21 protein-coding genes are annotated in these 23,282 nt (G+C 68.3%); 10 read left to right on the top strand and 11 right to left on the bottom strand.

Going from position 1 to position 23,282, the window contains the following annotated elements:
- Nucleotides 1-76: 76 nt before the first annotated feature.
- Together ULB03_RS03630 and hisS are read right to left on the bottom strand one after the other, a co-directional pair.
- The gene (locus tag ULB03_RS03630; protein ID WP_322481928.1) at nucleotides 77-3,274 is read right to left on the bottom strand and encodes a transglycosylase domain-containing protein; all 3,198 of its coding nucleotides are present in this window, start codon (nucleotides 3,272-3,274) and stop codon (nucleotides 77-79) included.
- A gap of 229 nt (nucleotides 3,275-3,503) precedes the next feature.
- Entirely contained in the window at nucleotides 3,504-4,877 is a 1,374-nt protein-coding gene (gene hisS, locus ULB03_RS03635; protein WP_322481929.1) for a histidine--tRNA ligase, read from the bottom strand.
- 191 nt (nucleotides 4,878-5,068) lie between these two features.
- Between hisS and pyrC the strand changes: the two genes are divergently transcribed.
- The gene (gene pyrC / locus ULB03_RS03640) at nucleotides 5,069-6,145 is read left to right on the top strand and encodes a dihydroorotase (protein ID WP_322481930.1); all 1,077 of its coding nucleotides are present in this window, start codon (nucleotides 5,069-5,071) and stop codon (nucleotides 6,143-6,145) included.
- Between the two features lie 38 nt (nucleotides 6,146-6,183).
- Nucleotides 6,184-6,858, top strand: coding sequence for an orotate phosphoribosyltransferase (locus ULB03_RS03645; RefSeq protein WP_322481931.1), 675 nt, complete (start codon nucleotides 6,184-6,186; stop codon nucleotides 6,856-6,858).
- Nucleotides 6,859-6,918: 60 nt separating this feature from the next.
- Here the strand turns inward: ULB03_RS03645 and ULB03_RS03650 are convergent, their stop codons facing one another.
- Complete coding sequence (locus ULB03_RS03650; protein ID WP_322481932.1) at nucleotides 6,919-7,812, bottom strand: helix-turn-helix domain-containing protein; 894 nt, start codon at nucleotides 7,810-7,812, stop codon at nucleotides 6,919-6,921.
- 104 nt (nucleotides 7,813-7,916) lie between these two features.
- Between ULB03_RS03650 and ULB03_RS03655 the strand changes: the two genes are divergently transcribed.
- Nucleotides 7,917-8,906: an alpha/beta fold hydrolase gene (locus ULB03_RS03655; protein WP_322481933.1), complete on the top strand. Its 990-nt coding sequence runs from the start codon at nucleotides 7,917-7,919 to the stop codon at nucleotides 8,904-8,906.
- 79 nt (nucleotides 8,907-8,985) lie between these two features.
- On the opposite strand, the gene ULB03_RS03660 is transcribed toward ULB03_RS03655, so the two are convergent.
- A complete protein-coding gene (locus ULB03_RS03660) occupies nucleotides 8,986-10,650 on the bottom strand; it encodes a methyl-accepting chemotaxis protein (protein WP_322481934.1) in 1,665 nt (554 codons plus the stop codon).
- 602 nt (nucleotides 10,651-11,252) lie between these two features.
- Here ULB03_RS03660 and ULB03_RS03665 point away from each other — a divergent pair.
- The gene (locus ULB03_RS03665; protein ID WP_322481935.1) at nucleotides 11,253-11,564 is read left to right on the top strand and encodes a hypothetical protein; all 312 of its coding nucleotides are present in this window, start codon (nucleotides 11,253-11,255) and stop codon (nucleotides 11,562-11,564) included.
- A gap of 208 nt (nucleotides 11,565-11,772) precedes the next feature.
- Here ULB03_RS03665 and ULB03_RS03670 read toward each other — a convergent pair whose 3' ends face one another.
- Together ULB03_RS03670 and ULB03_RS03675 are read right to left on the bottom strand one after the other, a co-directional pair.
- Nucleotides 11,773-13,146 (bottom strand): serine hydrolase domain-containing protein, encoded by a 1,374-nt coding sequence (locus tag ULB03_RS03670; RefSeq protein ID WP_322481936.1) that lies wholly within the window; start codon nucleotides 13,144-13,146, stop codon nucleotides 11,773-11,775.
- A gap of 200 nt (nucleotides 13,147-13,346) precedes the next feature.
- A complete protein-coding gene (locus ULB03_RS03675; RefSeq protein WP_322481937.1) occupies nucleotides 13,347-13,769 on the bottom strand; it encodes an RT0821/Lpp0805 family surface protein in 423 nt (140 codons plus the stop codon).
- Between the two features lie 245 nt (nucleotides 13,770-14,014).
- Between ULB03_RS03675 and ULB03_RS03680 the strand changes: the two genes are divergently transcribed.
- The 3 genes from ULB03_RS03680 to ULB03_RS03690 all read left to right on the top strand — a co-directional run bounded on the left by ULB03_RS03680 (nucleotide 14,015) and on the right by ULB03_RS03690 (nucleotide 16,803).
- Nucleotides 14,015-14,527, top strand: coding sequence for a MarR family winged helix-turn-helix transcriptional regulator (locus ULB03_RS03680; protein WP_322481938.1), 513 nt, complete (start codon nucleotides 14,015-14,017; stop codon nucleotides 14,525-14,527).
- 77 nt (nucleotides 14,528-14,604) lie between these two features.
- On the top strand, nucleotides 14,605-15,324 hold the full coding sequence (locus tag ULB03_RS03685; RefSeq protein WP_145735618.1) for a response regulator: 720 nt from the start codon (nucleotides 14,605-14,607) through the stop codon (nucleotides 15,322-15,324).
- Nucleotides 15,325-15,504: 180 nt separating this feature from the next.
- Nucleotides 15,505-16,803: an ATP-binding protein gene (locus ULB03_RS03690; protein WP_322483769.1), complete on the top strand. Its 1,299-nt coding sequence runs from the start codon at nucleotides 15,505-15,507 to the stop codon at nucleotides 16,801-16,803.
- Between the two features lie 154 nt (nucleotides 16,804-16,957).
- Here the strand turns inward: ULB03_RS03690 and ULB03_RS03695 are convergent, their stop codons facing one another.
- The 5 genes from ULB03_RS03695 to ULB03_RS03715 all read right to left on the bottom strand — a co-directional run bounded on the left by ULB03_RS03695 (nucleotide 16,958) and on the right by ULB03_RS03715 (nucleotide 20,088).
- Entirely contained in the window at nucleotides 16,958-17,440 is a 483-nt protein-coding gene (locus ULB03_RS03695) for a phasin family protein (protein ID WP_322481939.1), read from the bottom strand.
- 187 nt (nucleotides 17,441-17,627) lie between these two features.
- Complete coding sequence (locus ULB03_RS03700) at nucleotides 17,628-18,122, bottom strand: YbaK/EbsC family protein (protein WP_322481940.1); 495 nt, start codon at nucleotides 18,120-18,122, stop codon at nucleotides 17,628-17,630.
- A 4-nt stretch (nucleotides 18,123-18,126) separates the two neighbouring features.
- Nucleotides 18,127-18,930 (bottom strand): pyrroline-5-carboxylate reductase, encoded by an 804-nt coding sequence (gene proC, locus ULB03_RS03705; RefSeq protein WP_322481941.1) that lies wholly within the window; start codon nucleotides 18,928-18,930, stop codon nucleotides 18,127-18,129.
- A gap of 53 nt (nucleotides 18,931-18,983) precedes the next feature.
- Nucleotides 18,984-19,487, bottom strand: a complete 504-nt coding sequence (locus ULB03_RS03710; protein ID WP_322481942.1) for a type III secretion system chaperone family protein — start codon at nucleotides 19,485-19,487, stop codon at nucleotides 18,984-18,986.
- A gap of 271 nt (nucleotides 19,488-19,758) precedes the next feature.
- Nucleotides 19,759-20,088: an accessory factor UbiK family protein gene (locus ULB03_RS03715; protein ID WP_322481943.1), complete on the bottom strand. Its 330-nt coding sequence runs from the start codon at nucleotides 20,086-20,088 to the stop codon at nucleotides 19,759-19,761.
- A gap of 358 nt (nucleotides 20,089-20,446) precedes the next feature.
- Between ULB03_RS03715 and lgt the strand changes: the two genes are divergently transcribed.
- The 3 genes from lgt to pgeF are packed head-to-tail and all read left to right on the top strand — an operon-like array spanning nucleotide 20,447 to nucleotide 23,216.
- Nucleotides 20,447-21,250, top strand: a complete 804-nt coding sequence (lgt, locus tag ULB03_RS03720; RefSeq protein ID WP_322481944.1) for a prolipoprotein diacylglyceryl transferase — start codon at nucleotides 20,447-20,449, stop codon at nucleotides 21,248-21,250.
- Nucleotides 21,250-22,398, top strand: a complete 1,149-nt coding sequence (locus ULB03_RS03725; RefSeq protein WP_322481945.1) for a class I SAM-dependent methyltransferase — start codon at nucleotides 21,250-21,252, stop codon at nucleotides 22,396-22,398. The genes lgt and ULB03_RS03725 overlap by 1 nt, the downstream gene beginning before the upstream one ends.
- Nucleotides 22,399-22,400: 2 nt before the next feature.
- The gene (gene pgeF / locus ULB03_RS03730; RefSeq protein ID WP_322481946.1) at nucleotides 22,401-23,216 is read left to right on the top strand and encodes a peptidoglycan editing factor PgeF; all 816 of its coding nucleotides are present in this window, start codon (nucleotides 22,401-22,403) and stop codon (nucleotides 23,214-23,216) included.
- Nucleotides 23,217-23,282: the final 66 nt, after the last annotated feature.

Here is a 23,282-nt window from a genome sequence, read left to right on the forward strand (position 1 = left end):
ACCTCCGGCGGAGGCGGTCGCCTCCCCCGGCATCATGAATGATGCCGGCCTCGCTTGTAACACTGGCCGTTTGGCCTCAGCCCTGGTCCGGCGGCATCAGCATCAGGGGCTGCAGCGCCGGGGCCAGCACGCGCAGCAACTGGGCCGGCAGGGCGCTGGTGAAGTGGTAGTTGGCGGCCTGGGCCCCATGGACATGGGCGGTGATGACGCCGAAGAAGCGGTCGCCGGCATAGAAGACGAAGGTGGCCGTGCGGTTCACCACCCGCGATTCCAACAGCACGCCACCCGGCCCGAAGCGGTCGAAACGCTGATCGCCCGTGCCGGTCTTGCCACCCAGGGGCAACGGGTTGCCATCGGCGTCGTGGAAGGCGCCCTTGGCGCGCTGGGCCGTGCCGTTCTGCACCACGTCCAGCAGGTGGGCCTTCACCACGTCCACCAACTCATGGGACAGCACGCGCTCCCCCTTCAGCCGGTCATCCAGGCCCACCGTCGCCTCATAGGGCGTGCCGGCGGCGAAGTGTAGGCGGGTGATGCGCGCGGTGGGCAGGCGGATGCCGTCGTTGACGATGATGCCCATGAGGTCGGCCAGCGCCCCCGGCCGGTCGCCCGAGCTGCCGATGGCGGTGGCGTAGGAGGGCACCAGCGCCTCGAAGGGATAACCCAGGCGCTTCCAATCGGCATGGATGCGGCCGAAGGCCTGCTCTTCCAGGACGATGCCGATGCGGGTGTCCTGCGCGTGCTTGTAGCGGGTGGAGAACAGCCACTGATAGCTTTCCTGGCGCGAGCCGCTGCTTTCCTTCAGCATCTGGCGCTTGGGCGCCTTGGGGCTTTCCTGCAGGTAGGCCACCAACCACAATTCCAGCGGATGGACGCCGGCCATGTAGCCCCGGTCGTTCAGGGTCCACTTCTCCGGGTCCGCCTTCTCGAACAGGGCGGCCACCGTGGCGGGCTTCAGCGGCTGGGGCTTGGCGTTGGCGCGCACCCCGGCGGGCCGGGTCTCATTCTCCGTGGCGCCATGGGCCGCCAGGAAACGGGCCAAATCCTCCGGCGTCGAATTGGGCCGGACGGAGCGGTAGATGACGGCCAGCCGCTCCTCCCGCGTGCCGGCCTTGGCTGCCAGCTTCTCCAGCGCCTGGTCGGGGTTGAGGCCGCCATACTCATCCCAGAAATGGTTCAGGAAGGTGCTGCCCTCCCGATCCGCGAACTGGGCCAGATAGGTCTGGCGCGCCGGGTTGCGCGGATCGTCCAGGACGTCGTCCTTCCGCGCCGGCCCTTCGGCGATGTAGTGGTTCACCACGTCGCGCATCAGGCGGATGAACACCAGGTTGACCGAGCGGCGCAGCGCCTCCGACACCGTCAGGATGCGGTGGTCGTCCGACTTTTCGAAGTTGTTGAAGCTGTGCAGGCCGCCGCCGGTGAAGAAGCGCTCACCCGTGCCGGCGGAATAGGTGCGCTCCATGGCGGCGTTCAGCAGGGCCGGCAGGCCCTGGTCGCCGGTTTCCGCCAGCGTCTGGGTCACCCAGCGCGTCAGGTTGTCGTCCGCCGCGGCCGAGATGTCGCGCAGCGCGGCGGCGTCGCGCTGGTGATAGTCGCGATACAGCTTCTCGATGATCTCGAGATAGGAGATCAGGGTGCGCAGCTTGGCGGTGGAGCCTAAATCCAGGCGCGCGCCCTCGTTCAGGTCCAGCGGCTGGTCCAGGGTGTCGACCTGCACCCGCACCAGGTTGGCGTGGGGCGCGCGTTCATACAGGGTGACGGAATAGACCACCTTGGCCGGGTCGGCCCCGGTCAGCAGCCGGTCGCCGGTCAGGCCCAACTCCGCCGTCGCCGCCGGATCGGACAGACGCTTCAGCACCGCCGTCACCCGTTCCTGGGCCGCCTGGTCCAGCGTCGTGTCGGTGGTGAGGTCCAGGCGGTCCAGCTGATACAGCGTATGGGCGCCCAGCATGGAGATGAGGCGGTTGCGGATGGCGTTGACCGCCTTCTGCTCCACATAGGAGACATCGGGCGGGTCCGGCGCCTCCTCCCGGAAGCGCAGATGGAAGTTCTGCGCGGCGTCGGCCAGCGCCGGCGGGATGACACCCGCCTTTTCCAGCACGCGCAGATGCTCATTGCACAGGGCGTCCAGCGCCGTGCGGTTGGCGGTCAGATAGAAGGAGGGGCGCCGCTGGGCCAGCAGCAGGCTGAGGACCTGCTTGTAGACCACCGCCTGGGTCGCCAAATCCTCCTCCGTCCGGGGCAGGTCGCGCAGGATTTGGTTGGCGGTGGCGAAGTCGGTGCCGTACCAGGCCCACAGGCCGTCGCCCAGGCCGTTGATCTCGCCGATGCCGGGCCGGGCCGACAGGGGCGTGGAGTTCAGGTAATCCACCAGGATGCGGTAGCGGGTCTGGGTCGTGTCCGCGCCATCCATGTAGGCGCGCATGCTGGCCGACGCCATCTGGCGCAGCTTCTCCACCCCGTCGGACGTCTGGCCGCCGGCGGAATGGCGATACTTCTCCGTCTGGGTCGCCAGGGTGCTGCCGCCGATGCGCTGGGCGCCGGGGTTGACGACCTGCAAGGGGATTTGCAGCAGGGCCAGGCCGAAGCGGTCCCAATCCACCGCCGGGTTGCGGTAAGGATGCGCCGGGTCCAGCAGCTTGCGGTTCTCGATGAACAGCAGGGTGTTGGCGACCAGCGGCGGGACGGAGGCGAAGCTGGTGAACACCCGCTCCGGATAACTGGCGCCGTACAGCAGCGTACCGCCGCGATCCAGCACCTGCAGCCCGGCCGAGGTCTTCTCCGCATAGGGCGGATAGAAGCTGAGGTCCAAGTAGTCCAGCAGGGTGGGCGACATGCGCGCCTGGGCGGTGACGCGATAGGGGCCGGCGGTCAGCCGCTCCAGGAAGCTGGGCATCTGGGTATAGCCCAACCTTTCGTCATACGGCCCGCCGGTGGGGTAGCGCACGGCCGTGGTGGGGCCGGGATAGACGGAGAAGCGCAGATCGCGGCCCACCCGGGCCAGCAGCGCGGATTCGAAGCCGGACGTCTGCGTCTCCAGCCAGGCCGCGCCCCCGATGCACCCCATGATGGCCAGGCTGGTGGTCCAGCCCAGAATACGCACCCACAGCGGCGTGCCCCGGCGGCGAACCTTGGGACCCGTGGCGTCGGCATCGGCGGCCTTCGCCCCCGGCGACAGGCGGGACACAGGCGGACGCAGCGCGGCCAAGGTCTCGCCTCGCCCGCCGATACCCGCCAGGGGGCTCCCGCCCAAGCTGTTCTCGGTGCTGGTCGTCATCGCCCGCGTACGCGGTACCCCCCTAGCGCAGACCCGGTCCAGGCCATCCGGCGCAAGCCTCCCCCTCAACGGGAACCCACCGTCCCTTGGAACTAAGCGGCCTTAACCCGCCCGTGATCAAGCGATATCAAGGGCCGCCTGCTGTTGGGGGTAGCCTGCGCCGGTTTCATCCCGGCGCGGCTGCCTCCCCAGCCCCGAATCTTAACGCAAGTCCCGTGCCGAACGCCTGTCAGCGGGCGCGACCGAACGACGCCAACAGGTGGCCGGGCAGGTCGGCGCGGGCCACGGCCGCTTGCTCGCCGCTGGCCAGGCGCTTCACCGTGACGGTGCCCGCCGCCTTCTCATCCGGCCCCATCATCAGCACCACGGGAATGCCGGCGCGGTCGGCATATTTCATCTGCTTGGCGATTTTTGCCGGCTCCAGATGCACCTCGACGTTCAGGCCGGCGGTGCGCAGCTCACCCGCCAGGGCCAGGTAGTCGGGCAGCAGCTCGGGCGCGAATTGGGTGACCAGCACGTCGATGGTGCTGGTCTGGTCCTTCACCAAACCGGCCTGGTCCAGCACGTAGAACAGGCGGGTGGCGCCGATGGAGATGCCCACGCCCGGCAGCTTGCTCTTGGTGTACTGGCTGGCCAGGTTGTCATAGCGCCCGCCGGAGCAGACGCTGCCCATCTGCGGGAAGTCGGTCAGGAAGGTCTCGTACACCGTGCCGGTGTAGTAATCCAGGCCGCGGGTGATGGAGAAGTTGACGCGGAAGTGGCTGTCCGGCACGCCCAGGGCGCGCAGGCCCGTCACCACCTGGGTCAGCTCCGCCAGTCCTTCCTGCGCGGTGGCGCTGGCTCCCGCCAACTCCTTGGCCTTGGCCAGCATCTCATCGGTGGTGCCGTCGATGCCAACGAAGGCCAGGATGGCGTCGGCCGTCCCGGCCGACAGCGCCTGTTCCCCCGTCAGGGTGGCGCGCACGGCGTCCACGCCCACCTTGGGCAGCTTGTCGATCTCACGCAGCACGGCGGCCTGCGCCTCGCCCTCGGTCAGGCCCAGGCCTTCCAGGAAACCGCGCAGGATCTTGCGGTTGGACAGGTTGATCTGGAAGGGGCCGACATCGATGCCCACCGCCGCCAGGTCGCGGAACACGGTGTAGATGACGGCCGGCATCTCCGCGTCATAGGCGACGGACAGGCTGTCCTTGCCGATGACGTCGATGTCGCACTGGTAGAACTCACGGTAACGGCCCTTCTGCGCCCGCTCGCCGCGATAGACGCGCTGGATCTGATAGCGGCGGAAGGGGAAGCTCAGGTCATGCTCATGCTCCGCCACATAGCGGGCGGTGGGCACGGTCAGGTCGAAGCGCAGGGCGATGTCCGGGCGCTTGGCCTGTTCCAGGGCGCCGGTCGACTGCACGAAATAGATCTGCTTTTCCGTCTCGCCGCCCGACTTGGTCAGCAGCACGTCCACAGTCTCGAACACCGGGGTTTCGATCTGCAGGAAGCCGAAGCGCTCATAGCCCCGCCGGATGGTGTCCAGCATGCGCTGGAAGGCGATCTGCTTGGACGGCAGCAGTTCCATCGTGCCGGGCGGCGTGCGGGGGGCGATCAGGGCCATGGGATCGAACTCGGGATTTAAGAGACGGACAAGACGGGCTTCATACCCGATTTGCCCGGTGGCGCGCCACAGGCATGGGTCGCGCGTCCCAAGCATGGGCCATCCGCGACACCTCGGGCGCAGGGGGGTTGAGCCCAGGCACCTGAGCGCGTACCACTGGCGCCCGGACATCATAAGCCGGACCCTGCCCCATGAGCGCGCCCCCCGCCGCCCGCCTGACCCTGCGCCGCCCCGACGATTGGCACCTGCACGTCCGCACCGGGGCCATGCTGCGCGCCGTGCTGCCGCACTCCGCCCGCCAGATGGGCCGGGCCATCATCATGCCCAACCTGGTGCCGCCGGTGACCGACCGGGCCGCCGCCCAACGCTACAAGGCGGAGATCGAGGAAGTCCTGGCCACCTTGCCGGAGAATGGGGGTGCCCGCTTCCAGCCGCTGATGACCGCCTACCTGACCGATGGCAGCAGCGCCGATGAGATCGCCGCCGGCTACGAGGAAGGGCTGTTCCGGGCGGTGAAGCTGTACCCCGCCCATGCCACCACCAATTCCGCCCACGGCGTCACCGACCTCGCCAACGTGGCCGGCGTGCTGGCACGCATGCAGGACATCGGCATGCCCCTGCTGGTCCATGGCGAGGTGACCGACCCCGCCATCGACATCTTCGACCGCGAGGCCGTGTTCATCGAGCGCGTGCTGCTGCCCCTGATGGACCGCTACCCGGCCCTGAAGATCGTGCTGGAACACGCGACAACCGAGGAGGCGGTGGCCGTGGTTGAGGCGCACGGGGCCGGCGGGCGGTTGGCCTGCACCATCACCGCCCATCACCTGATGATCAACCGGTCGTCCATCTTCGCGGGCGGCATCCGTCCCCACCTCTACTGCCTGCCCATCGCCAAGCGGGAAAAGCACCGCCTGGCCCTGCGCCGCGCCGCCACCTCCGGCCAGCCCTGGTTCTTCCTGGGCACCGACAGCGCGCCGCACCCCACCAGCGCCAAGGAATCAGGCTGCGGCTGCGCCGGCATCTACACGGCGGCCAGCGCCATAGAGCTTTACGCCCAGGTCTTCGACGAGGAGGGCAAGCTGGACGCGCTGGAGGCTTTCGCCAGCCTGAATGGCCCGCGCTTCCACGGTCTGGCACCGAATGAGGACACCATCACCCTGGTGCGCGACGGCTTTACCGTTCCCGACCTGGTGGACGCCGGCGGCAGCAACGCTGTCCTGCCCTTCCGCGCCGGCGAACGGCTGGACTGGCGCCTCTCGCAAGACTAAACCCGACACCAATCCCAATTCAGTGCCCGAGGCCCCCGATGATCGACGCCCAGACCGCCGCCAGCCTGACCGCCCGCATCCTGCTGGACATCAAGGCGATCCACTTCAACGCCGCCCAGCCCTTCATCCTGACCTCGGGCAAGGCCAGCCCGGTCTATATCGACTGCCGCAAGGTCATCAGCTTCCCGCGCGCCCGCTCGGCCATCATCGACTACGCCGTGCAGACGGTGATGCGCGACGCCGGGTTCGAGGCGTTCGACGGTGTCGCCGGGGGTGAGACGGCCGGCATCTCCTACGCCGCCTGGATGGCCGACCGCATGGGCCTGCCCATGCAGTACGTGCGCAAGAAGCCCAAGGGCTTTGGCCGCAACGCCCAAATCGAGGGCCAGTTCGACGAAGGCGACCGCATCCTGCTGGTGGAGGACCTGACCACCGACGGCGGCAGCAAGGTTGGCTTCGTCAACGCCCTGCGCCAGGCCGGCGCGGTGTGTGAGCACGCCTTCGTCGTCTTCCACTACGGCATCTTCCCCAAGAGCCTGGAGACGATGAAGGAGATCGGCGTCACCCTGCATGCCCTGACCACCTGGTGGGACGTGCTGAAAGTGGCCCGCGACTATAATTATTTTGATACCGCAACGATGGCGGAAGTGGAGAAGTTCCTGCACGCCCCGGCCGAATGGTCGGCCGCCAACGGCGGCAAGGTGGAAGCGTAAGCGTTCCACCCAGCGCGACATTTGCCGCAGCGGCATGGGGCGACCCATGCCGCTGTTTGCTTATACAGACGAACCCTCCGCCAGCGCCTTGCACCGCTCCGCCGTGCGCTCATCGGCCGGGAACATGCACTCAATGCGCAGCTCCTCCACCGTCACGTCGCGGGCGGAGCCGAAGGTGGTGATGGTGGAGAAGAAGCGCAGCGGATGCCCCTCCGCGTCCAGCGCGCCACCGGCGAAGACCGTGGTGCACAACGGCAGGGGATAGGCGTCCGGGTCGCGCGACCGCCAGCGGGCGGGCACGCCGGGATAGGCCAGCACATCGTCCAGCAGGGTGCGCAGGCCCTGGTCCAGGGGCGTGGCGGCAAGTTCGTTGTGCAGGTGGCAGATCAGGTCGCCAGCCAGACTTTCCCAATTGCTCATGACGGGCCGCATGTCGTCGGGATCGAAGATCTGACGCAGGATGTTGTTGTGCCGGGGCATGCGCCCCCGCGCCAGGCCAACGATGCGGGCGGTGGCGCGGTTGGTACGCAGCACGTCCCAGCGGCGATTCATCACCACGGCGGGATAGGGTTCCTGCTGGCCGATGATGAAGTCGATGGCCTGGCGCACCGGCGCCATGGCCGGGGTGGCCAGCGTCGCCTCGCCGTAGCGCGGGGCGTAGCCGGCGGCCACCAGCAGGGCGTTGCGCTCCCGCAGGGGCATGTCCAGCGTGTCGGCCAGTCGGGCCAACAGCTCGCGGCTGGGCTGGGCCTTGCCGGTTTCCACGCAGCTGAGGTGCCGGGTTGAGACGCCGGCCTCCAGCGCCAGGTCCATCTGGCTCATGCGTCGCGCGACCCGCCATTCACGCAGCAGCAGGCCCAGCGGCGTGGGCTGGGACGGAAGGGCGGTCACGGTCGCGGCGGCGGCATGGGTCATGATGGGCGGAATGATACGGCCGCCACGGGCAAAAGCCATGACCTGAGAGGTCAAGAATCCATGACCTGGTGGGTTATCGACCGCATGTCGCGCACGGGGATATCCCTGGAGCATTCGAACAACCTTCCCTTGAGGGATGAGAGATGCTCTCCGCACCGTTCGCCCGCCGTCATTTCCTGCGCGGCCTGGCCGGGATCGGCGCCACCATGGCGCTCGGGGCCCCCGGAGCCCGCGCCGCCGCCCTGTCCGGCACCGGGTCACTGGACGCCGCCGCTTATCGCGCCTTGCGCCGCTACGCCGGCACGCCCTTCGGCCACGTCGCCTATATGGACCAGGGCAGTGGGCCCGACGCGCTGTTCCTGCACGGCTTCCCCCTGAACAGCTTTCAATGGCGCGGCGCCATCGACCGGCTGTCGGCCCACCGCCGCTGCCTGGCGCCCGACTTCCTGGGCCTGGGCTACAGCCGCGTGCCGGACGGCCAGGCGGTGACGCCGCTGGTCCAGGTGCGGATGCTGGCCGCCTTCCTGGACGGCGTGGGCGCCGACACGGTGGACATCGTGGCCAACGACAGCGGCGGGGCCGTGGCCCAACTGTTCGTCATCCAGTACCCCAAGCGGGTGCGCAGCCTGCTGCTGACCAACTGCGATACCGAGCCCGACAGCCCGCCCCCCGCCCTGCAACCGGTGCTGGAGATGGCGCGGGCCGGCACCTTCGCCGACCGCTGGCTGGCGCGTTGGGTGGCGGACAAGGACTTGGCCCGCGGTCCAACGGGGCTGGGTGGTCAAACCTTCAGCGACCCCACCCGCCCCACGGATGAGGCCATCGACTATTACCTGGGCCCGCTGGTCAGCAGCCCCCGGCGCAAGGACCTGGTGCACGCCTACACGCTGGGCCTGGCCCCCAACCCGCTGGCCGGTATCGAGAAAGAGCTGGGTCGGGTGGCCGTGCCAGCGCGCATCATCTGGGGCACGGCCGACACCATCTTAGACCCCGCCGGCGGCGACTATCTGGCCAGCGTCCTGCCCAATTGCCAGGGCGTGCGCCATCTGCCCCAGGCGAAGCTGTTCTTCCCCGAGGAGTATCCCGACGTCATCGCGGAGGAGGCCCGGAAATTGTGGGGGATTTCGGCCTGACGTCGCGATCTGGCCGCCCATACAAAAACCCCCGCGGGATCGCTCCCGCGGGGGTTTTGCTTAAAACCGAACCGGATGCTTACGCGGCGCGGACCTGCTGCAGGAAGCGGTCCACCTGGCCGGCCAGGGTGTCGGACTGTTGGGACAGGCCGGTGGCGGCACCCAGCACCTGGTTGGCCGACTTGCCGGTGTCCTCGGCCGCGTGCTGCAGCGAGCCGATGTTGCGCGACACTTCCATGGTGCCCATGGAGGCCTGCTGGACGTTGCGGGCGATTTCCTTGGTCGCCGCGTCCTGCTCTTCCACGGCGCCCGCAACCATATCGGAGATGTCGTTGATCTCGGCGATGGTCTTGGAAATCGTGATGATGGCGTCGACCGCGTCGCGGGTGGCGTCCTGCATGGTGGAGATCTGGGCGGAGATTTCCTCCGTCGCCTTGGCCGTCTGGTTGGCCAGGCTCTTCACCTCGCTGGCCACGACCGCGAAGCCCTTGCCGGCTTCACCGGCGCGGGCCGCCTCGATGGTGGCGTTCAGGGCCAGCAGGTTGGTCTGGCTGGCGATGTCGCTGATCAGCTTCACCACGTCGCCAATGCTCTGGGCGCGCGAGGCCAGGGACTGCACGGTCTCGTTCGTCTTCTCGGCGGTGGAGGCCGCCGCCTTGGCGATGCGGGCGGAGGTGTTGACCTGATTAGAAATCTCGGCCAGGGAACCGGCCAGTTCCTCGGTGGCGCTGGCAACCGACTGGACGTTGGCGGACGCCTGCTGCGTGGCAGCGGCGACGGCGCCGGCCTGGCTGCGGCTTTCGTCGGCCGAACCGGACAGGGTCTGGGCGCTGGACTGCATGCGGGCGGCGGCTTCGGACACCTGGGCCACGACGCCCTTAACGGTGCTTTCGAACTCGTCAGCCAGGCGGTTCATGGTGCGACGCTTCTCTTCCGCCGACTCCCGCTCCGCCTGCTCCTGCACCTTCTTCAGGCGCTCCACCTCGATGGCATTGTCCTTGAAGACCTGGACGGACGCGGCCATGGCGCCGATCTCGTCACCACGGTCGGTGCCGGTGATGTCCACCGACAGGTCGCCGCTGGCCAGACGGCCCATGGCGGTCTGCAGGGTGGTCAGCGGACGGCTGACCAGGAAGTGCAGCAGCACGCCCAGGAAACCGACCAGCACGGCCAGGACGACGACGGCGGTCAACAGGGAGCCCTTGACGGTGGACGCGATGGCCTCGTTCAGGCCCTGGCGGCTCCACGCCACGATCAGCGTGCCCACCTGGTCGTGGTTGGCGCCCGCCTTCACCGGCGACATGACGATCAGATGGTCGCCGCGATCGAAGGACTTCGTCTCGGTGACCTTCTTGGGCAGTTCCTTGTCCTTGTCGATGGCGTAGACGGGCAGGCTCTTGCTGTCGAAGCTGTCCAGGGATTCGCCGTCGGTATCGTTGACGCGCACCCCGGCCAGGCTGCCGCCGGCGCGGGTGCTGAGTTCGGTGTAGGCGTCGGCGATGGATTCCTGCTGCTTGAAGCGAACGGCGGCGCTCATCTGCTGCGCCAGCATTTCCGTTTCCTGCCGCTCGGACGCCACGGACTGGGCCAGCATGGCCTCATGCATCTTGGCGGAGCTCAACCAAATAACGGCGCCCAGGCCGATAATCGTGGGAATGGCCACGGCGGGGGCGATCTTGCGTCCAATGGTGAACCAGCTCTTGGAATTTTCCGGCTGTTTCACCAGGCCACTGACACGCCCCAAAAACCCATCCGCCTCATACGACATTATCAACTACCCCTGCTTTGTTCATTGCCCCACGGCGCTGCCGCCGCCGAGACCGCGACCACCCATCTGACCCCCGCGCGCACCGTCGAACCCACCTCACAGCGCGGTGATGGCTCGGCACCGGGGCCTCGGCTAATACCTAGACATGCTTTCGCAGACCTGTAAACTGACTTATAACGTCAACTACAGTTAACATCGCCAAGGCTGACGACGACTGAAATTCATCTTCCGCAAGCCGTAAAGGATTTCAGGCCTTATCCATTACCGATGGGTTTTGGTTAAAACGGCGGAATCCAATGCCGTAGCGGGTGTGGGCAGACGAAACACGGGGAAAAGGGCCATGCCTCGCAGTTTCTTTTAACATTTTAAGTAATAAAAATTCGAACAGGGGCATCGGAGCCGTCACCGAAATGTAACGCGCCGGGTCTGGCGTGCCCGGACAAGGCACGCACAGCAGGGGAAATGCTGGCCGTAGCCTAGGCACAGCACTCCGGTAACGATCCTTAAACCAATCTTTAAACCTTTGATTGGTATTCTCTTTTGACCATTGACTACGAGACTCTGGGAGGTCGGTGCAGATGATGAAGCGGGTGGCAGTCATCGTTCTGATGGCTGGAATGGGGGTTGCGGGTGTGGCGCGGGCTGAGTGCACGCTGGGGTCGCCCCCGTCCGTGCCGGACGGCAGCAAGGCCGCGGAAGCCGATATGCAAGCCGCCCAGGCCGCGGTCAAAAAGTTCATGGCCGAAACCCAGGACTATATGAGTTGCCTTGAGTTTGAAGGGAAAAACGGCAACAGCACCTGGCAGAAGAAGTACAATGACGCCGTCGACCAGATGCAAAAACTCGCCGGCGACTTCAACAAACAGTTGAAGGCCTTCAAGTCCAAATAAAGGTTGCGATGGGCGGCCCCGCTTCCCTTGACGGGGCCGCCGACACCTTCACCGGTCCGTGACGGTCCGCCGCCGCCTGGGGCGGGGATCGGGACCGGTCTATTGCCGATTCCATGCGCCACGCGACCTGGACGCCACAGGATCGGGCCCCGCCAGCGGCGGCCGCCTCAGTGGTGGCTGCCTTAGCGGGGGCTGCCTTAGCGGGGGCTCAGGGCCGATGCGGCGTTTTGTCCGACGGGCCGGCGCTGGGCACCGGCGGAGCCTTCGGCATCTCCGGCTTGGCACCGGGGGTCGCCCCCTGGGCCTGGGACGGATGCGGGGTATCCAGCGGCACCGTCACCACCACGGGTGGCTTGCGTGGCGTGACGATGGGGGGCATGGCCAGCCCCTGGGGCTGAACGGCGATGGCGGAATAGGGCGTCCGCTTGGTCTCCGGCGGGCGTTCCAGATGATGCGCGACAAGGTTGACCAGCGTGGCGTCATCCCACGGCTGCACCACGCGGCCCAGGCGCAGGATGACCAGATCGGCCGCCTTCGACACATACAGACGCTGGCCGCCGGTCCCCGCCATGAACACGGTGTCGGGTTCGGCGAAGGCCTCCGCCGCTTTGATCGGGCCGCCCTTCTCCCGTGGCCAGGCTATGCGGACGCGCATGCCCTCGTTGCGGGCGAACAGCGTGGGGCGCTGCATCTCCTCAACCCAGGGCATGGGAATGACCGGACGGTTTTCCACCTGGCCACCGTCCTTGAGCAGCAGACCGAGGCGCAGCCAATCCCGGGCGGTCGCCTTGACGCAGCATCCCACCAGGGTGGCGCGACCACTGTCGTCGAGCAGCATCTCTGCCGGGCGGGCCCCCAGGGGTGCCCACAGCGCCTGCGACATATAGCTCGCCAGGGGCTGCTTGGTCGCCCGTTCCAGGACAAGCGCCAGGACCTGCAGCTCCTCCTCGGACGGCTTGTACCGGGTGCCGGGCTCCGCCTCCAGCGCCAAGCCCTTCAGCCAGGCGCCGGCATCGGCCTTGCCCGCCGGCGCATCGGCGGCGCCGGCCGGAAAACCCAGGCCGCTGCTGCCCACCAGCAGGTCGCGCACGGTGATGCGGCCCCGGGGATCGTCCTTCCAGTCCGGGAAGATTTGGCCCAGCGGCTGGTCGGCGGAGGTGAGGAAGCCATCCTGGATGGCCTTGCCGGTCAGGAAGGTCAACAAGCCGGCTTGCAGGCCGGCGCCATCCACAAGGTCGGCCGGCCGGATGCCGGGGCCGTAATCCTCCACCTGCAAGGCGCCGCGGTACCAGACCAACAGGGCGGTTGTGCCGGTGGTGGACTCGAAGGCGTGGAGGGCCTTCAGGCCTTCATCCGAAATCAGGCGGTCATCGGGCGAGGCCACGGTGAGGATGGGGCCATCCCCACCCGCCACCTCGACCGTCACCGGCCCCCGGGGTCCCGGCGGCTCGGCCGCCACCGGGGCGGGCTGGGACGGGGGCGGGGCCGACAACTCGCCGCGCTTGCCCCAATGGGCCAGCAGCAGGCCGCCGCCGATGGCCAGAGCCGCGACCGGAACGAGCAGCAGGGCCGCCCGGCCCAAGCCCGCCGGCCCGGAAGAGGTGCGCTTGGATTTGCCGGGGCCAGATGGGCGCGGCCCCGATTTCGGTGATTGGGACATTGGTAAGCAACGCTCCCGAAGGCGGATGGGTCCGCCCCGGGGTGCGCCCGGCACGAACTCAGGCATGAGCCTTGGCCGCGACTATGGCACGGCCAAGGCAGCGAGAGTCGGCGGAGGCCGCCTTACTTGCGTTCGCGGACCGGATAGTCGACGCCGTCGACCACTTCCCAGCTGCCGTCCGGCTGCCGGCAGATGAAGCCGGTCTGGTGGCGGAACAGCTGACCCTGGAAGACGACGGAGTGGAATTCGCGGCACGGCCGGTTCTTCGCGTCGAAGCCGTCGCGCAGCATCTTCACGGTGCCCTGGCGTCCCGTCTCGGGGTTGGTCCAGGTCACGGTCTCCTGGATGGGCTTGCCCGTCGCCTCCTTCAGCGCCGTCTGCAGCGCGGTCAGGTCGCTGGGCTCCAGCGTGATGTCCGTGGGCGGCGGCTTGGGCGCCTCGACGGGCGGCGGCGCGGGCGGCGCCGCGGGCTTGTCATCGGGCTTGGCGGCGCAACCCGCTAACGCCAGCAGCATCAGCCCCGCGACCGACAGCTTCATCTTCATCCCTTTGGCTCCTGCATTCCCTTGAGTCACGCCCCCGACCGGGTCACGCCCCGAGATCGGCGGTGCCCCGATTGAGCGCCCCTTTTGCCAAAGGTGACACCCGCCGCGCAATCCCCGCCGAAGCCAGTCCACCGAAAGCCAGAGGCGCGCGGCACCGGAGGCCCGGCGTGAATCCCCTCCCCTTCACAGGCGTAACTGGCATAATGCGGCCCCTGCCTCTTGACAGTACCGAAAGCCTGTACCGCATGACCGACATGAAAACCGGTGTGAACCCCCTTTTCCTGAGGGAGGAGGAGTTGCGGCAGGCGATGGAGATGCTGTTCTACGCCTATCGCGACTTCACCGCCGAACCCGACACAATGCTGGAGAAGATCGGGCTGGGCCGGGCGCACCATCGCGTCATCTATTTCGTGGGCCGCCACCCTCACATCACGGTGACCGACCTGCTGGGCATCCTGCGCATCACCAAGCAAAGCCTGTCGCGCGTTTTGCAGGACCTGGTGCGTGAGGAGTACATCGTGCAGCGCCAGGGCACCCGCGACCGGCGCCAGCGGCTGCTGGATCTGACCCCCAAGGGCCAGGAGCTGGAGCGCCAGCTGTCCGAGCCGCAACGCCAGCTGATCGCCCGCGCCTATCGCCGGGCGGGGGCGGAGGCGGTGGAGGGATTCCGCAAGGTGATGGTCGGCATCATGGACGACGCCGACCGGGACAAGTTCGCCCAGCCGCGAACGCCGCTGGCGGCGATGGCCAAGCGCTAAGCGATCAACGTCGCCAACGCCGCGGAACGCCCCTGTGCTATGCTGCCGCCCCCGACCGATAGGGATCGCCTCCGGCCATGACCACGACGCAGCAGCAAGCCCTGCCCGAAGAACAGCCCCACATCTTGGTGGTCGATGACGATGACCGCCTGCGTGAGGCGTTGCGCCGCTATCTGTCGCAAAACGGGTTTATCGTGTCGGCGGCGGCGGACGCGGCGGCGGCACGGCGCATGCTGGCCTCCCTGAACTTCGACCTCATGGTTCTGGACGTGCGCATGCCCGGCGAATCGGGGTTGGAGTTGACCCGGTCCCTGAGGGGCGATGGTGGAAACGGGGATGGTGGCCTGCCCATCCTGCTGCTGACCGCCAACGGCCAGCCCGACGACCGCATCGCCGGCCTGGAAGCGGGGGCGGACGACTACCTGCCCAAGCCCTTCGAGCCGCGCGAGCTGGTGCTGCGCATCTCCTCCATCCTGCGCCGCCTGCCCAAGCCGGCCGTGGCGGCGGCGGAGGTGCGGCTGGGGCGCTGGGTCTTCGATGCCGAGCGGGAGGAATTGCGCTCCGGCGAGGAGACCGTGCGCCTGACCAGCGGCGAAGCCAGCCTGCTGCGCACCCTGGCCGCCCAGCCGGGCGTCGTCTTCACGCGGGAGGATCTGGGCCGCGCCGGCATCGACAGCAACGCCCGCGCCATCGACGTGCAGGTCACCCGCCTGCGCCGCAAGATCGAGATCGACCCCCGTCAGCCGCGCTATCTGCAAACCGTGCGGGGAGAAGGCTATGTGCTGCGCCCCGATTGATGGGCGGATGCCCACGAACCGCCAGAGGAAAACCCCATGAGCATGACGCGGGAGGGGGCTGACCGGCATCCGGGCGCCGCGCGGCAAGCCAGCGGGCCGCAAGGGCCGGGACAGCACGGCCCCAGAAAGCCGGGGCTGGGCGCGCCGCCGGTGATCAACCCGGCGGGGGTGGTGAAGCGCATGCTGCCGCGCACCCTGTTCGGCCGCTCGCTGCTGATCATCACCACGCCGGTGATCCTGGCCCAGGCCATCGCCACCTTCTACTTCTATGACCAGCATTGGGAGCGGGTGACCAACAACCAGGCCTTTGGCGTGGCGGGCGAGGTCGCCCTGGTCATCGAACAACTGGGCCGGGACCAGACGCCGGAGGACAGGGACGTCACCCTGGACATGGTGACCCGCACCACCGACCTGATGGTGACCTTCCAGCCCGGCGAGCGTCTGCCCAACTGGCGCCGTCAGCACCTGTTCGGCATCCTGGAACACACCTTGGGCCGCGCGCTGGACGAGAAGGTGGGCCGGCCCTGGACCATAGACACCCATGTGGCCCACGAATGGTATGGCATCAACGTGCAACTGCCCGACGGCGTGCTGCACGTCCTGTCACCGGAACGGCGGCTGTTCAGCTTCACCAGCTGGGTGTTCATCCTGTGGATGGCCGGCAGCTCGCTGCTGCTGTTCACCATCGCCATCATGTTCATGCGCAACCAGATCCGCCCCATCCGCCGCCTGGCCATCGCGGCGGAGGCCTTCGGCAAGGGACGTGACACCCCGGCCTTCAAGCCGGAGGGCGCGTCGGAGGTGCGGCAGGCCGCGACCGCCTTCCTGCAGATGCGCGAGCGCATCCAGCGGCAGATCAGCCAGCGCACGGAAATGCTGGCCGGTGTCAGCCATGACCTGCGCACCCCCCTCACCCGCATGCGCCTGCAACTGGCCATGCTGCCCGACGCCCAGGAGGTGGAGGAGCTGAAGGCGGACGTGGCCGAGATGGAGGGCATGATCGAGGCCTACCTGGCCTTCGCCCGGGGAGAGGGTGCCGAACCGCCCACCCCCACCGATGTGGGCGCCCTGCTGGCCGACGTGGTGGCCAACGCCCGGCGCGAGGGCCGGGTGGTGGACTTGAGCCTGCCGGACATCGCCATCACCGTGCCGTTGCGCGCCAACGACTTCCGCCGTTGCGTCGCCAACCTGGTGGGCAATGCCGTGCGGTACGCCGGACGCGCCTGGGTGACCCTGCAACGCCAGGGCGGCCATCTCTACGTCTTGATCGATGATGATGGCCCGGGCATCCCCGAGGAGATGCGGGAAGAGGTCTTCCGACCCTTCCACCGCCTGGACGGGTCGCGCAACCAGGCCACCGGCGGCGTCGGCCTGGGCCTGGGCATCGCCCGCGACATCGCCAACCGCCACGGCGGCGACGTGTTGCTGGAGGACAGCCCCCGGGGTGGCCTGCGGGCGGTGATCCGGTTGCCGGTTTAGTGTTCCCTCAACCGGCGGACGCAGTCGCGTCCTATGTAAAAAAAGCGCTGAGGGGCGGATGCCCCACCGGCGGCTGAGGCGACTTGAAGCTCAGGAAAAAGTAAAGGCGGCGCCCCGCGAGGGACGCCGCCTGAACTTGAAAACTCGGACCAGCTCAGTGCTTGGTCTGGGCCTTGGCGATGGCGGCCTTCACTTCCTCGATGCTCTCCCGCACGCGGTTGGACAGCACGTCGGCGGCCTCGCTGTTGGACTTGGCGACCAGCTCGGCCAGTTCCTTGACGTTGGCCAGGGCCTTCTCGAAGGCGGTCTTCACCAGTTCGGCCTGCTTGGCGACCTTGTCTTCCGGGGTGCCGGTCGACAGGAAGTCGGAAACGACGGAAGAGGTCTCTTCCAGGCTCTGGCGCAGGATTTCGGCCTGGCGGCGCAGGACGGCCTGGATGCCTTCCACGGCCAGCTGGTTCGCGGCCGTCACGGCCTCGATGTTCTTGCGCTGGGCGGAGACGAAGGCATCGACGTCGATGCCCGGCACCTTGTAGTCAGCCAGCGTCTTGCTGAAGTCCACCTTGGTGAACTCCGCGAACTTGGACGGGTCGAAGAACTTCATCAGGTCGAAATCGAGGAACGGATTGGTCGCCATAGTGTCAGATCCCTATACGGCTTGCGCCGCTGCGGTGCGGCAATTCCGAGGGGATAATGCTTTGGGCCGAGCAGCCGGTCAATCGTTTTTGTGCAGCGCACAATAAACTCTTTTGGTTAGTACGGGACGGCCAAGCACCGCCATAGGTCGAACCGGCTAGACAGGCCGGACGGGGTGGCCCTTCCGCCTAGGCGACATCCACGATCCGGGCCCCGGCCAGCCGGGCCAGGACGTCGGGGGCGATGGGGAACACCGCGTTGGGTGTGCCGGCAGCGGCCCAAACCGTGGGAAATGCCAGCAAACGCCGATCGAATAATGTGACGGGCGCCACCGCGTGTCCCAGCGGCGGAACGCCGCCGATAGGGTAACCGGTGGTCAATCGCACATATTCCGGGTCCGCCCGCATGAGCCGATCCCCGTTGAGGATGTCGGCCAGGGCCTTGGCCACCAAGGCCTCGTTGATGCGCGTGGCACCCGACGCGACCACCAGGACGGACGCGTTCTTCTCGCGAGTGCGAAAAACAATTGACTTGGCGATTTGTGCTGCATCGCAACCGATTACCGCTGCCGCCTCGGCCGCCGTGCGGGTGGTGGCGGCGAATTCCACCACGTGGATGGGCTGGCCGAGGTCGTTCAGCAGGTTCTGGATCTTCTGCGCACTGGGGCTGAGGGGGCCGGCCATGGTGTCAGCCCGCCAGTTCCCGTGACCGCCGGTCCGCCGCGGCGACCGCGCGGACCATCAGCGGCGTCAGCCCCTGGGCCTCATCCATCAGGACATCCAGCGCCGCCTGGGTCGTGCCCTTGGGACTGGTGACGTTGATACGCAGCTGGGTGGCGGTGGTGTCGGGGTTCCGGTGCAGCAGCTCGCCGGCACCGGTGACGGTGGCGCGCGCCAGACGCAACGCCAGGTCGGGCGGAAGTCCCGCCGCCGCCCCGGCGGCGGCCAGGGCCTCCACCAGATGGAAGACATAGGCGGGGCCGCTGCCGGACACCGCGGTCACGGCGTCGATCAGGCCCTCCTCCTCAACCCAGACCACCTCGCCCACCGCGCTCAGCAGGCTTTGGCAGAGGTCGCGCTGGGCCGCGGAAACGGCGGGCGTGGCGTAAGCGCCGGAAATGCCGCGCCCCACAGCCGCCGGCGTGTTGGGCATGGCCCGCACCAGGGCGGTTCCCGGGCCCAGCACCTTCTGGAAATAGGCGACGGTCTTGCCGGCGGCGATGGACAGGAACACGGCCCGCCCGGCATAGGGCAGGTAAGCCGGCAGGGCCTGGTCCATCATCTGGGGCTTCACCGCCAGCACAACGGCGGTGGGCGTGAAGTCGGCCGGGATCTGGGCCGGGTCGGCGACGAGGGTGGCCCCTTCCGGCGCGGTGCCGGCAACTGGGTCGACGATGACGACGCGGCGGACGGTGCCGGCGGCCCGCCAACCGGCAAGCATGGCGCCGCCCATCTTGCCGCAGCCCACCAACAACAAATCCACGGCCGTCATCCCCGCCCCATCGTCATGTCAGTCAAATTAAAGGTCACGGGGTGTGGGCTGTATCAAGCTTCGCCGAGCGTGTCCAGAATGGCGGCGGACACGGCGTCCGCGGCACTTTTACCGCCCCAGATGACGAACTGGAACGCGGGGTAGTAGCGCTCGCACTCCGCCACCGCGATCTCGACCAGATCCTCGATCTGTTCCACGCTGGCCGCGCGGGTCCCGCGCAGCAGCAAGGTCTGGCGGAACATGGGCGTATGCTCTTCGCTGCACACGTCGAAATGCCCCAGCCACATCTTGCCGTTCACCTCGGCCAGCAGCTCGGTGACGGCCAGCTTGCGGGCCGGCGGCACCTTCATGTCGAACTGGCAGGAGAACTGCATGGCGCTGACTTCGTTTTGCCAAACGAAAAACAGCCGGTAGTCGCACCACCGGCCGTTGATCTCGACGATCATCTCGTCTTCGCTGGCGCGCTCGAAGGGCCATTCGTTGGCCGTGACGATCTCCTCGACGATATCGAGGGGATTATGGGTGGTGCTGCTAGTCTCGACGGCGAGTGCCGACATGTTACGCCCTCCTGTCGCGCGCGATGGCAAGGGACGACCCATCCCACCCGGCGCGGGAACCCGGCGTGTCCGGATTCCCTAATAAAACAAAATCTGGTGCTGCCGGGCGTGGGAGCTACCAGGGGTACGGTGCCAGAGGACAACCGCCCCCGCAACCGTCTTCTACCACCCACACGGGCCTCCCGTCCGCCGGCCTGGCCCCAAGGCCGAGGGACGGCCGGGAACCGGGGACGGGGGCCGTGGGGCACCCCTTCCGATCACTATCGGCCGGTCAGGACGGGCTGTCCGCGTTGGCGGTGCCAGCGGCGTCCGCCTTGGCCGCGGCCTTGGCCACCACCAACTCAAGGTGGGTCACGCGGTCCAGCAGCGCCTGCTGCAGGGCCAGCAGGCGGTTGATCTCGTCCTCCTGCGCGCGGGCGCGGGCGGCCATTTCCTTCACGGCCTCGAACTCATCGCGGCGGACCATGTCCAGACCACTGAGCACGCGTTCCAGGCGCTGGCGCACATGGCCCTCGACCTCGTTCTTCAGCCCGGCCACGGCACCGACGGCGCCACCGGCCACGCGGGCCAAATCGTCCAGCACCTTGTTGTCCACCTGCATCGCCTCAATCCTTAAGCAATATCGCCGGCGCGCCGATTCCCGCCTCCATCCCCACCCTACGGGGAGCCCAATGCGGTGGGGACCCGGGGGGGGGGAGTGGCGGAACAGGCTGACGCGCGGCCATCAAGACGCCATTATCGCCGGCCACGTTCGCAGGCGCAACAGCACCTTGGAGGGGCCATCCGACGGGGGCCGGTTGCGACCCCGGCGCGGTCCCCCTATAAAGCCGTCAGTCAGGCCCACATCTTCCCAACGGTCCTGGCCATGTGGGAACGGGGACCGTCCGGCACAAGAGCCGCCTCCCAGCCCATCCTGGCCCGGAACCAGAAGAGACCTCCACGGGGATATCCGCAGCATCATGGCCCTCGCCTTTCCCAACATCAGCCCCACGATCGTGGAGATCGGCCCCTTCGCCCTGCGCTGGTACGCGCTGGCCTACATCGTGGGCGTGACGCTGGGCTATCGCCTGGCGCTGGGCATGGCGCGCCGCATGAACAGCCGCCCCACCCCCTTGGAGCTGGACGACTTCCTGGTCTGGGCGGTGGTGGGGGTCCTGGCCGGCGGCCGGCTTGGCTTCATCCTGTTCTACAACCTGGATTTCTACCTGCAGCATCCGGTGGACATGCTGAAGGTCTGGAACGGGGGCATGTCGTTCCATGGCGGCATGACGGGGGTGACCCTGGCCATCCTGCTCTTCGCCCGGCGGCGCGGCTTCAACCCGCTGGCCCTGGGCGACCTGGCCGCCGTGGCCGCCCCCATCGGCCTGTTCCTGGGCCGCCTGGCCAATTTCGTGAACGGGGAGCTGTGGGGCCGTCCCACCGACGTGCCCTGGGGCATGGTCTTCCCCCATGCCGACGACCTGCCCCGCCACCCCAGCCAGCTGTATGAGGCCGGGCTGGAAGGCATCGTGCTGTTCACCGTGCTGTTCCTGTTGTCGCGCGTGCCATCGGTGCGCGACCGGACAGGCACGCTGAGCGGCGCCTTCCTCATCGGCTACGCCCTGTGCCGCATCACCGCCGAGTTCTTCCGCGAACCCGACGTGCAGGTCGGCTTCCTGCTGGGCGGCGGCGTCACCATGGGGCAGATTCTGTCCGTGCCCATGGCGCTGATCGGCATCGCCCTGGTGGCCCTGGCCCGCCGCCGCGTGCCGGCGGCGGCCTGATGCCCGGTCTCGGCACCCTGTCCGACGCTGGCCCGGTCACGCTGACCGATCATCTTGTCCGCCGCATCGGGCGCGAGGGCCCCTTGCGTCTGTCCACCTTCATGGCCGAGGCGCTGGGCCACCCCACCCTGGGGTACTACACCACCCGCGACCCGCTGGGTGCCGCCGGTGATTTCACCACCGCGCCGGAAATCAGCCAGATGTTCGGGGAACTGCTGGGCCTCTGGTGCGCCCAGGCTTGGCTGACCCTGGGCTCCCCCGCGACGGTGCACCTGGTGGAGCTGGGCCCCGGGCGCGGCACGCTGATGGCCGACGCACTGCGCGCCATGGCCCGCGTCCCCGGACTGACCGCGGCGCTGCGTGTGCACATGGTGGAAACCAGCCCGGCGCTGCGGGAACGGCAGAGGGCGGCCCTGTCAGCCCTGCCCGACGCCACCCGGCCGCCCCATCCCATTGCCTGGGCCGACAGCCTGGAGTCGGTGCCCGAGGGACCGCTGCTGCTGCTGGCCAACGAGTTCTTCGACGCCCTGCCCATCCGCCAATTGCAGAAGACGGAGCGCGGCTGGGCGGAGCGGTGCGTCACCTGGGACGCGGACGCCGGCCGCTTCGCCTGGGCGCTGGACGCCACCGGCGGCGCGGAGCTGCTGGTGCCGCCCGACCTGCGCGCGGCCGCGCCCGGCAGCGTGGTGGAGATTTGCCCGGCCGCCCTGACAGTAGCGGGTGAGATCGGACGCCGCCTGGCGGCGCATCCCGGCGCCGCCCTGGTGGTGGACTATGGCTATGACGCCCCGCCGCAGGGCGACACGCTGCAGGCGGTGCGCGGGCACGCCTATGCCGCCGTGCTGGAGGATCCCGGCCAGGCCGACCTGACGGCCCATGTCGATTTCCGCACCCTGGCCGCCACGGCGGTGGCGGCCGGCGCCCAGTCCCATGGCATTGTCGAGCAGGGCGCCCTGCTGCACCGTCTGGGCATCCAGCAGCGCGCCGCCACCTTGAAGCGGGGCGCGGCAGCCCCGCAGGCCCATGCCATCGACCTGGCGCTGGACCGCCTGACGCACCCCGACCAGATGGGCAGGCTGTTCAAGGCCCTGGCCCTGACCAGCCCGGGCGCGCCCCCGCCCGCCGGCTTCGAACCCAGCGAAGGCTGATCATGACCGCCCCGATCCCTGATGCCCCGATCCCAGAAGATCACCCCTACCTGACCCTGGACGCGCTGGACCTGCCCGGCGTCCGCCACGGCTATTTCACCCGACGCGATGGGGTGTCCACCGGGCTTTATGCCGGGCGCAACGTCGGCTTCGGATCGAACGACGATGCCGCCGCCGTGGCGGAGAACCGGGCGCGGTGCGCCGCCGACCTGGGCCTGGGGCCGGAAAGCCTGGTCACCGTCTATCAGGTGCATAGCCCCACCGTGGTGACGGTGGAGCGGCCCTGGGCGCGGGAGGACGCGCCCCAGGCTGACGCCTTGGTCACGCGCCAGCGCGGCATCGCGCTGGGCATCCTGACCGCTGATTGCGTGCCCGTGCTGTTCGCCGACTCGACCGCCGGGGTGGTGGGCGCCGCCCATGCCGGCTGGAAGGGGGCGTTCACCGGCGTGCTGGAGGCGACCGTCCAGGCCATGGCCGCCCTGGGTGCCGACCCGGCCCGCATCGTCGCCGGCGTCGGCCCGCACATCGGCGCAGACTCTTATGAGGTGGGGCCGGAGTTCGAGGCGCGCTTCCTGGAAGCCGACGGCGCCAACCAGCGCTTTTTCCACCCCGGGCGGCGACCGGGCCACCCGCTGTTCGACATCGGCGGCTATGTCGGCCACCGGCTGGCGGGCTGTGGTCTGGCCCATGTGTCCCACACCGGCCACGACACGGTCGCGGAGGAGGGCCTGTTTTTCAGCTACCGTCGGTGCACGCTGCGGCAGGAAGGCGATTATGGACGTCATATCAGTATGATAGCTCTGTCGCGCGCCCACTGACCGGGCAGGCCGCAAAACGGAAATACCCCCGTACGGGCGCATGCCCCCCGTGCCCTGGCAGCGGGG

This window comes from Nitrospirillum goiasense (genome assembly GCF_034427435.1).
Classification (GTDB): Bacteria; Pseudomonadota; Alphaproteobacteria; order Azospirillales; family Azospirillaceae; genus Nitrospirillum.

Excerpts from the sequence above, each read along its gene's own strand:
- ULB03_RS03630 (WP_322481928.1), bottom strand. The coding sequence starts at position 3,274 with ATGACGACCAGCACCGAGAACAGCTTGGGCGGGAGCCCCCTGGCGGGT.
- hisS (WP_322481929.1), bottom strand. The coding sequence starts at position 4,877 with ATGGCCCTGATCGCCCCCCGCACGCCGCCCGGCACGATGGAACTGCTG.
- pyrC (WP_322481930.1), top strand. The coding sequence starts at position 5,069 with ATGAGCGCGCCCCCCGCCGCCCGCCTGACCCTGCGCCGCCCCGACGAT.
- ULB03_RS03645 (WP_322481931.1), top strand. The coding sequence starts at position 6,184 with ATGATCGACGCCCAGACCGCCGCCAGCCTGACCGCCCGCATCCTGCTG.
- ULB03_RS03650 (WP_322481932.1), bottom strand. The coding sequence starts at position 7,812 with ATGGCTTTTGCCCGTGGCGGCCGTATCATTCCGCCCATCATGACCCAT.
- ULB03_RS03655 (WP_322481933.1), top strand. The coding sequence starts at position 7,917 with ATGCTCTCCGCACCGTTCGCCCGCCGTCATTTCCTGCGCGGCCTGGCC.
- ULB03_RS03665 (WP_322481935.1), top strand. The coding sequence starts at position 11,253 with ATGATGAAGCGGGTGGCAGTCATCGTTCTGATGGCTGGAATGGGGGTT.
- ULB03_RS03675 (WP_322481937.1), bottom strand. The coding sequence starts at position 13,769 with ATGAAGATGAAGCTGTCGGTCGCGGGGCTGATGCTGCTGGCGTTAGCG.
- ULB03_RS03680 (WP_322481938.1), top strand. The coding sequence starts at position 14,015 with ATGACCGACATGAAAACCGGTGTGAACCCCCTTTTCCTGAGGGAGGAG.
- ULB03_RS03685 (WP_145735618.1), top strand. The coding sequence starts at position 14,605 with ATGACCACGACGCAGCAGCAAGCCCTGCCCGAAGAACAGCCCCACATC.
- ULB03_RS03690 (WP_322483769.1), top strand. The coding sequence starts at position 15,505 with ATGCTGCCGCGCACCCTGTTCGGCCGCTCGCTGCTGATCATCACCACG.
- ULB03_RS03695 (WP_322481939.1), bottom strand. The coding sequence starts at position 17,440 with ATGGCGACCAATCCGTTCCTCGATTTCGACCTGATGAAGTTCTTCGAC.
- ULB03_RS03700 (WP_322481940.1), bottom strand. The coding sequence starts at position 18,122 with ATGGCCGGCCCCCTCAGCCCCAGTGCGCAGAAGATCCAGAACCTGCTG.
- proC (WP_322481941.1), bottom strand. The coding sequence starts at position 18,930 with ATGACGGCCGTGGATTTGTTGTTGGTGGGCTGCGGCAAGATGGGCGGC.
- ULB03_RS03710 (WP_322481942.1), bottom strand. The coding sequence starts at position 19,487 with ATGTCGGCACTCGCCGTCGAGACTAGCAGCACCACCCATAATCCCCTC.
- ULB03_RS03715 (WP_322481943.1), bottom strand. The coding sequence starts at position 20,088 with ATGCAGGTGGACAACAAGGTGCTGGACGATTTGGCCCGCGTGGCCGGT.
- lgt (WP_322481944.1), top strand. The coding sequence starts at position 20,447 with ATGGCCCTCGCCTTTCCCAACATCAGCCCCACGATCGTGGAGATCGGC.
- ULB03_RS03725 (WP_322481945.1), top strand. The coding sequence starts at position 21,250 with ATGCCCGGTCTCGGCACCCTGTCCGACGCTGGCCCGGTCACGCTGACC.
- pgeF (WP_322481946.1), top strand. The coding sequence starts at position 22,401 with ATGACCGCCCCGATCCCTGATGCCCCGATCCCAGAAGATCACCCCTAC.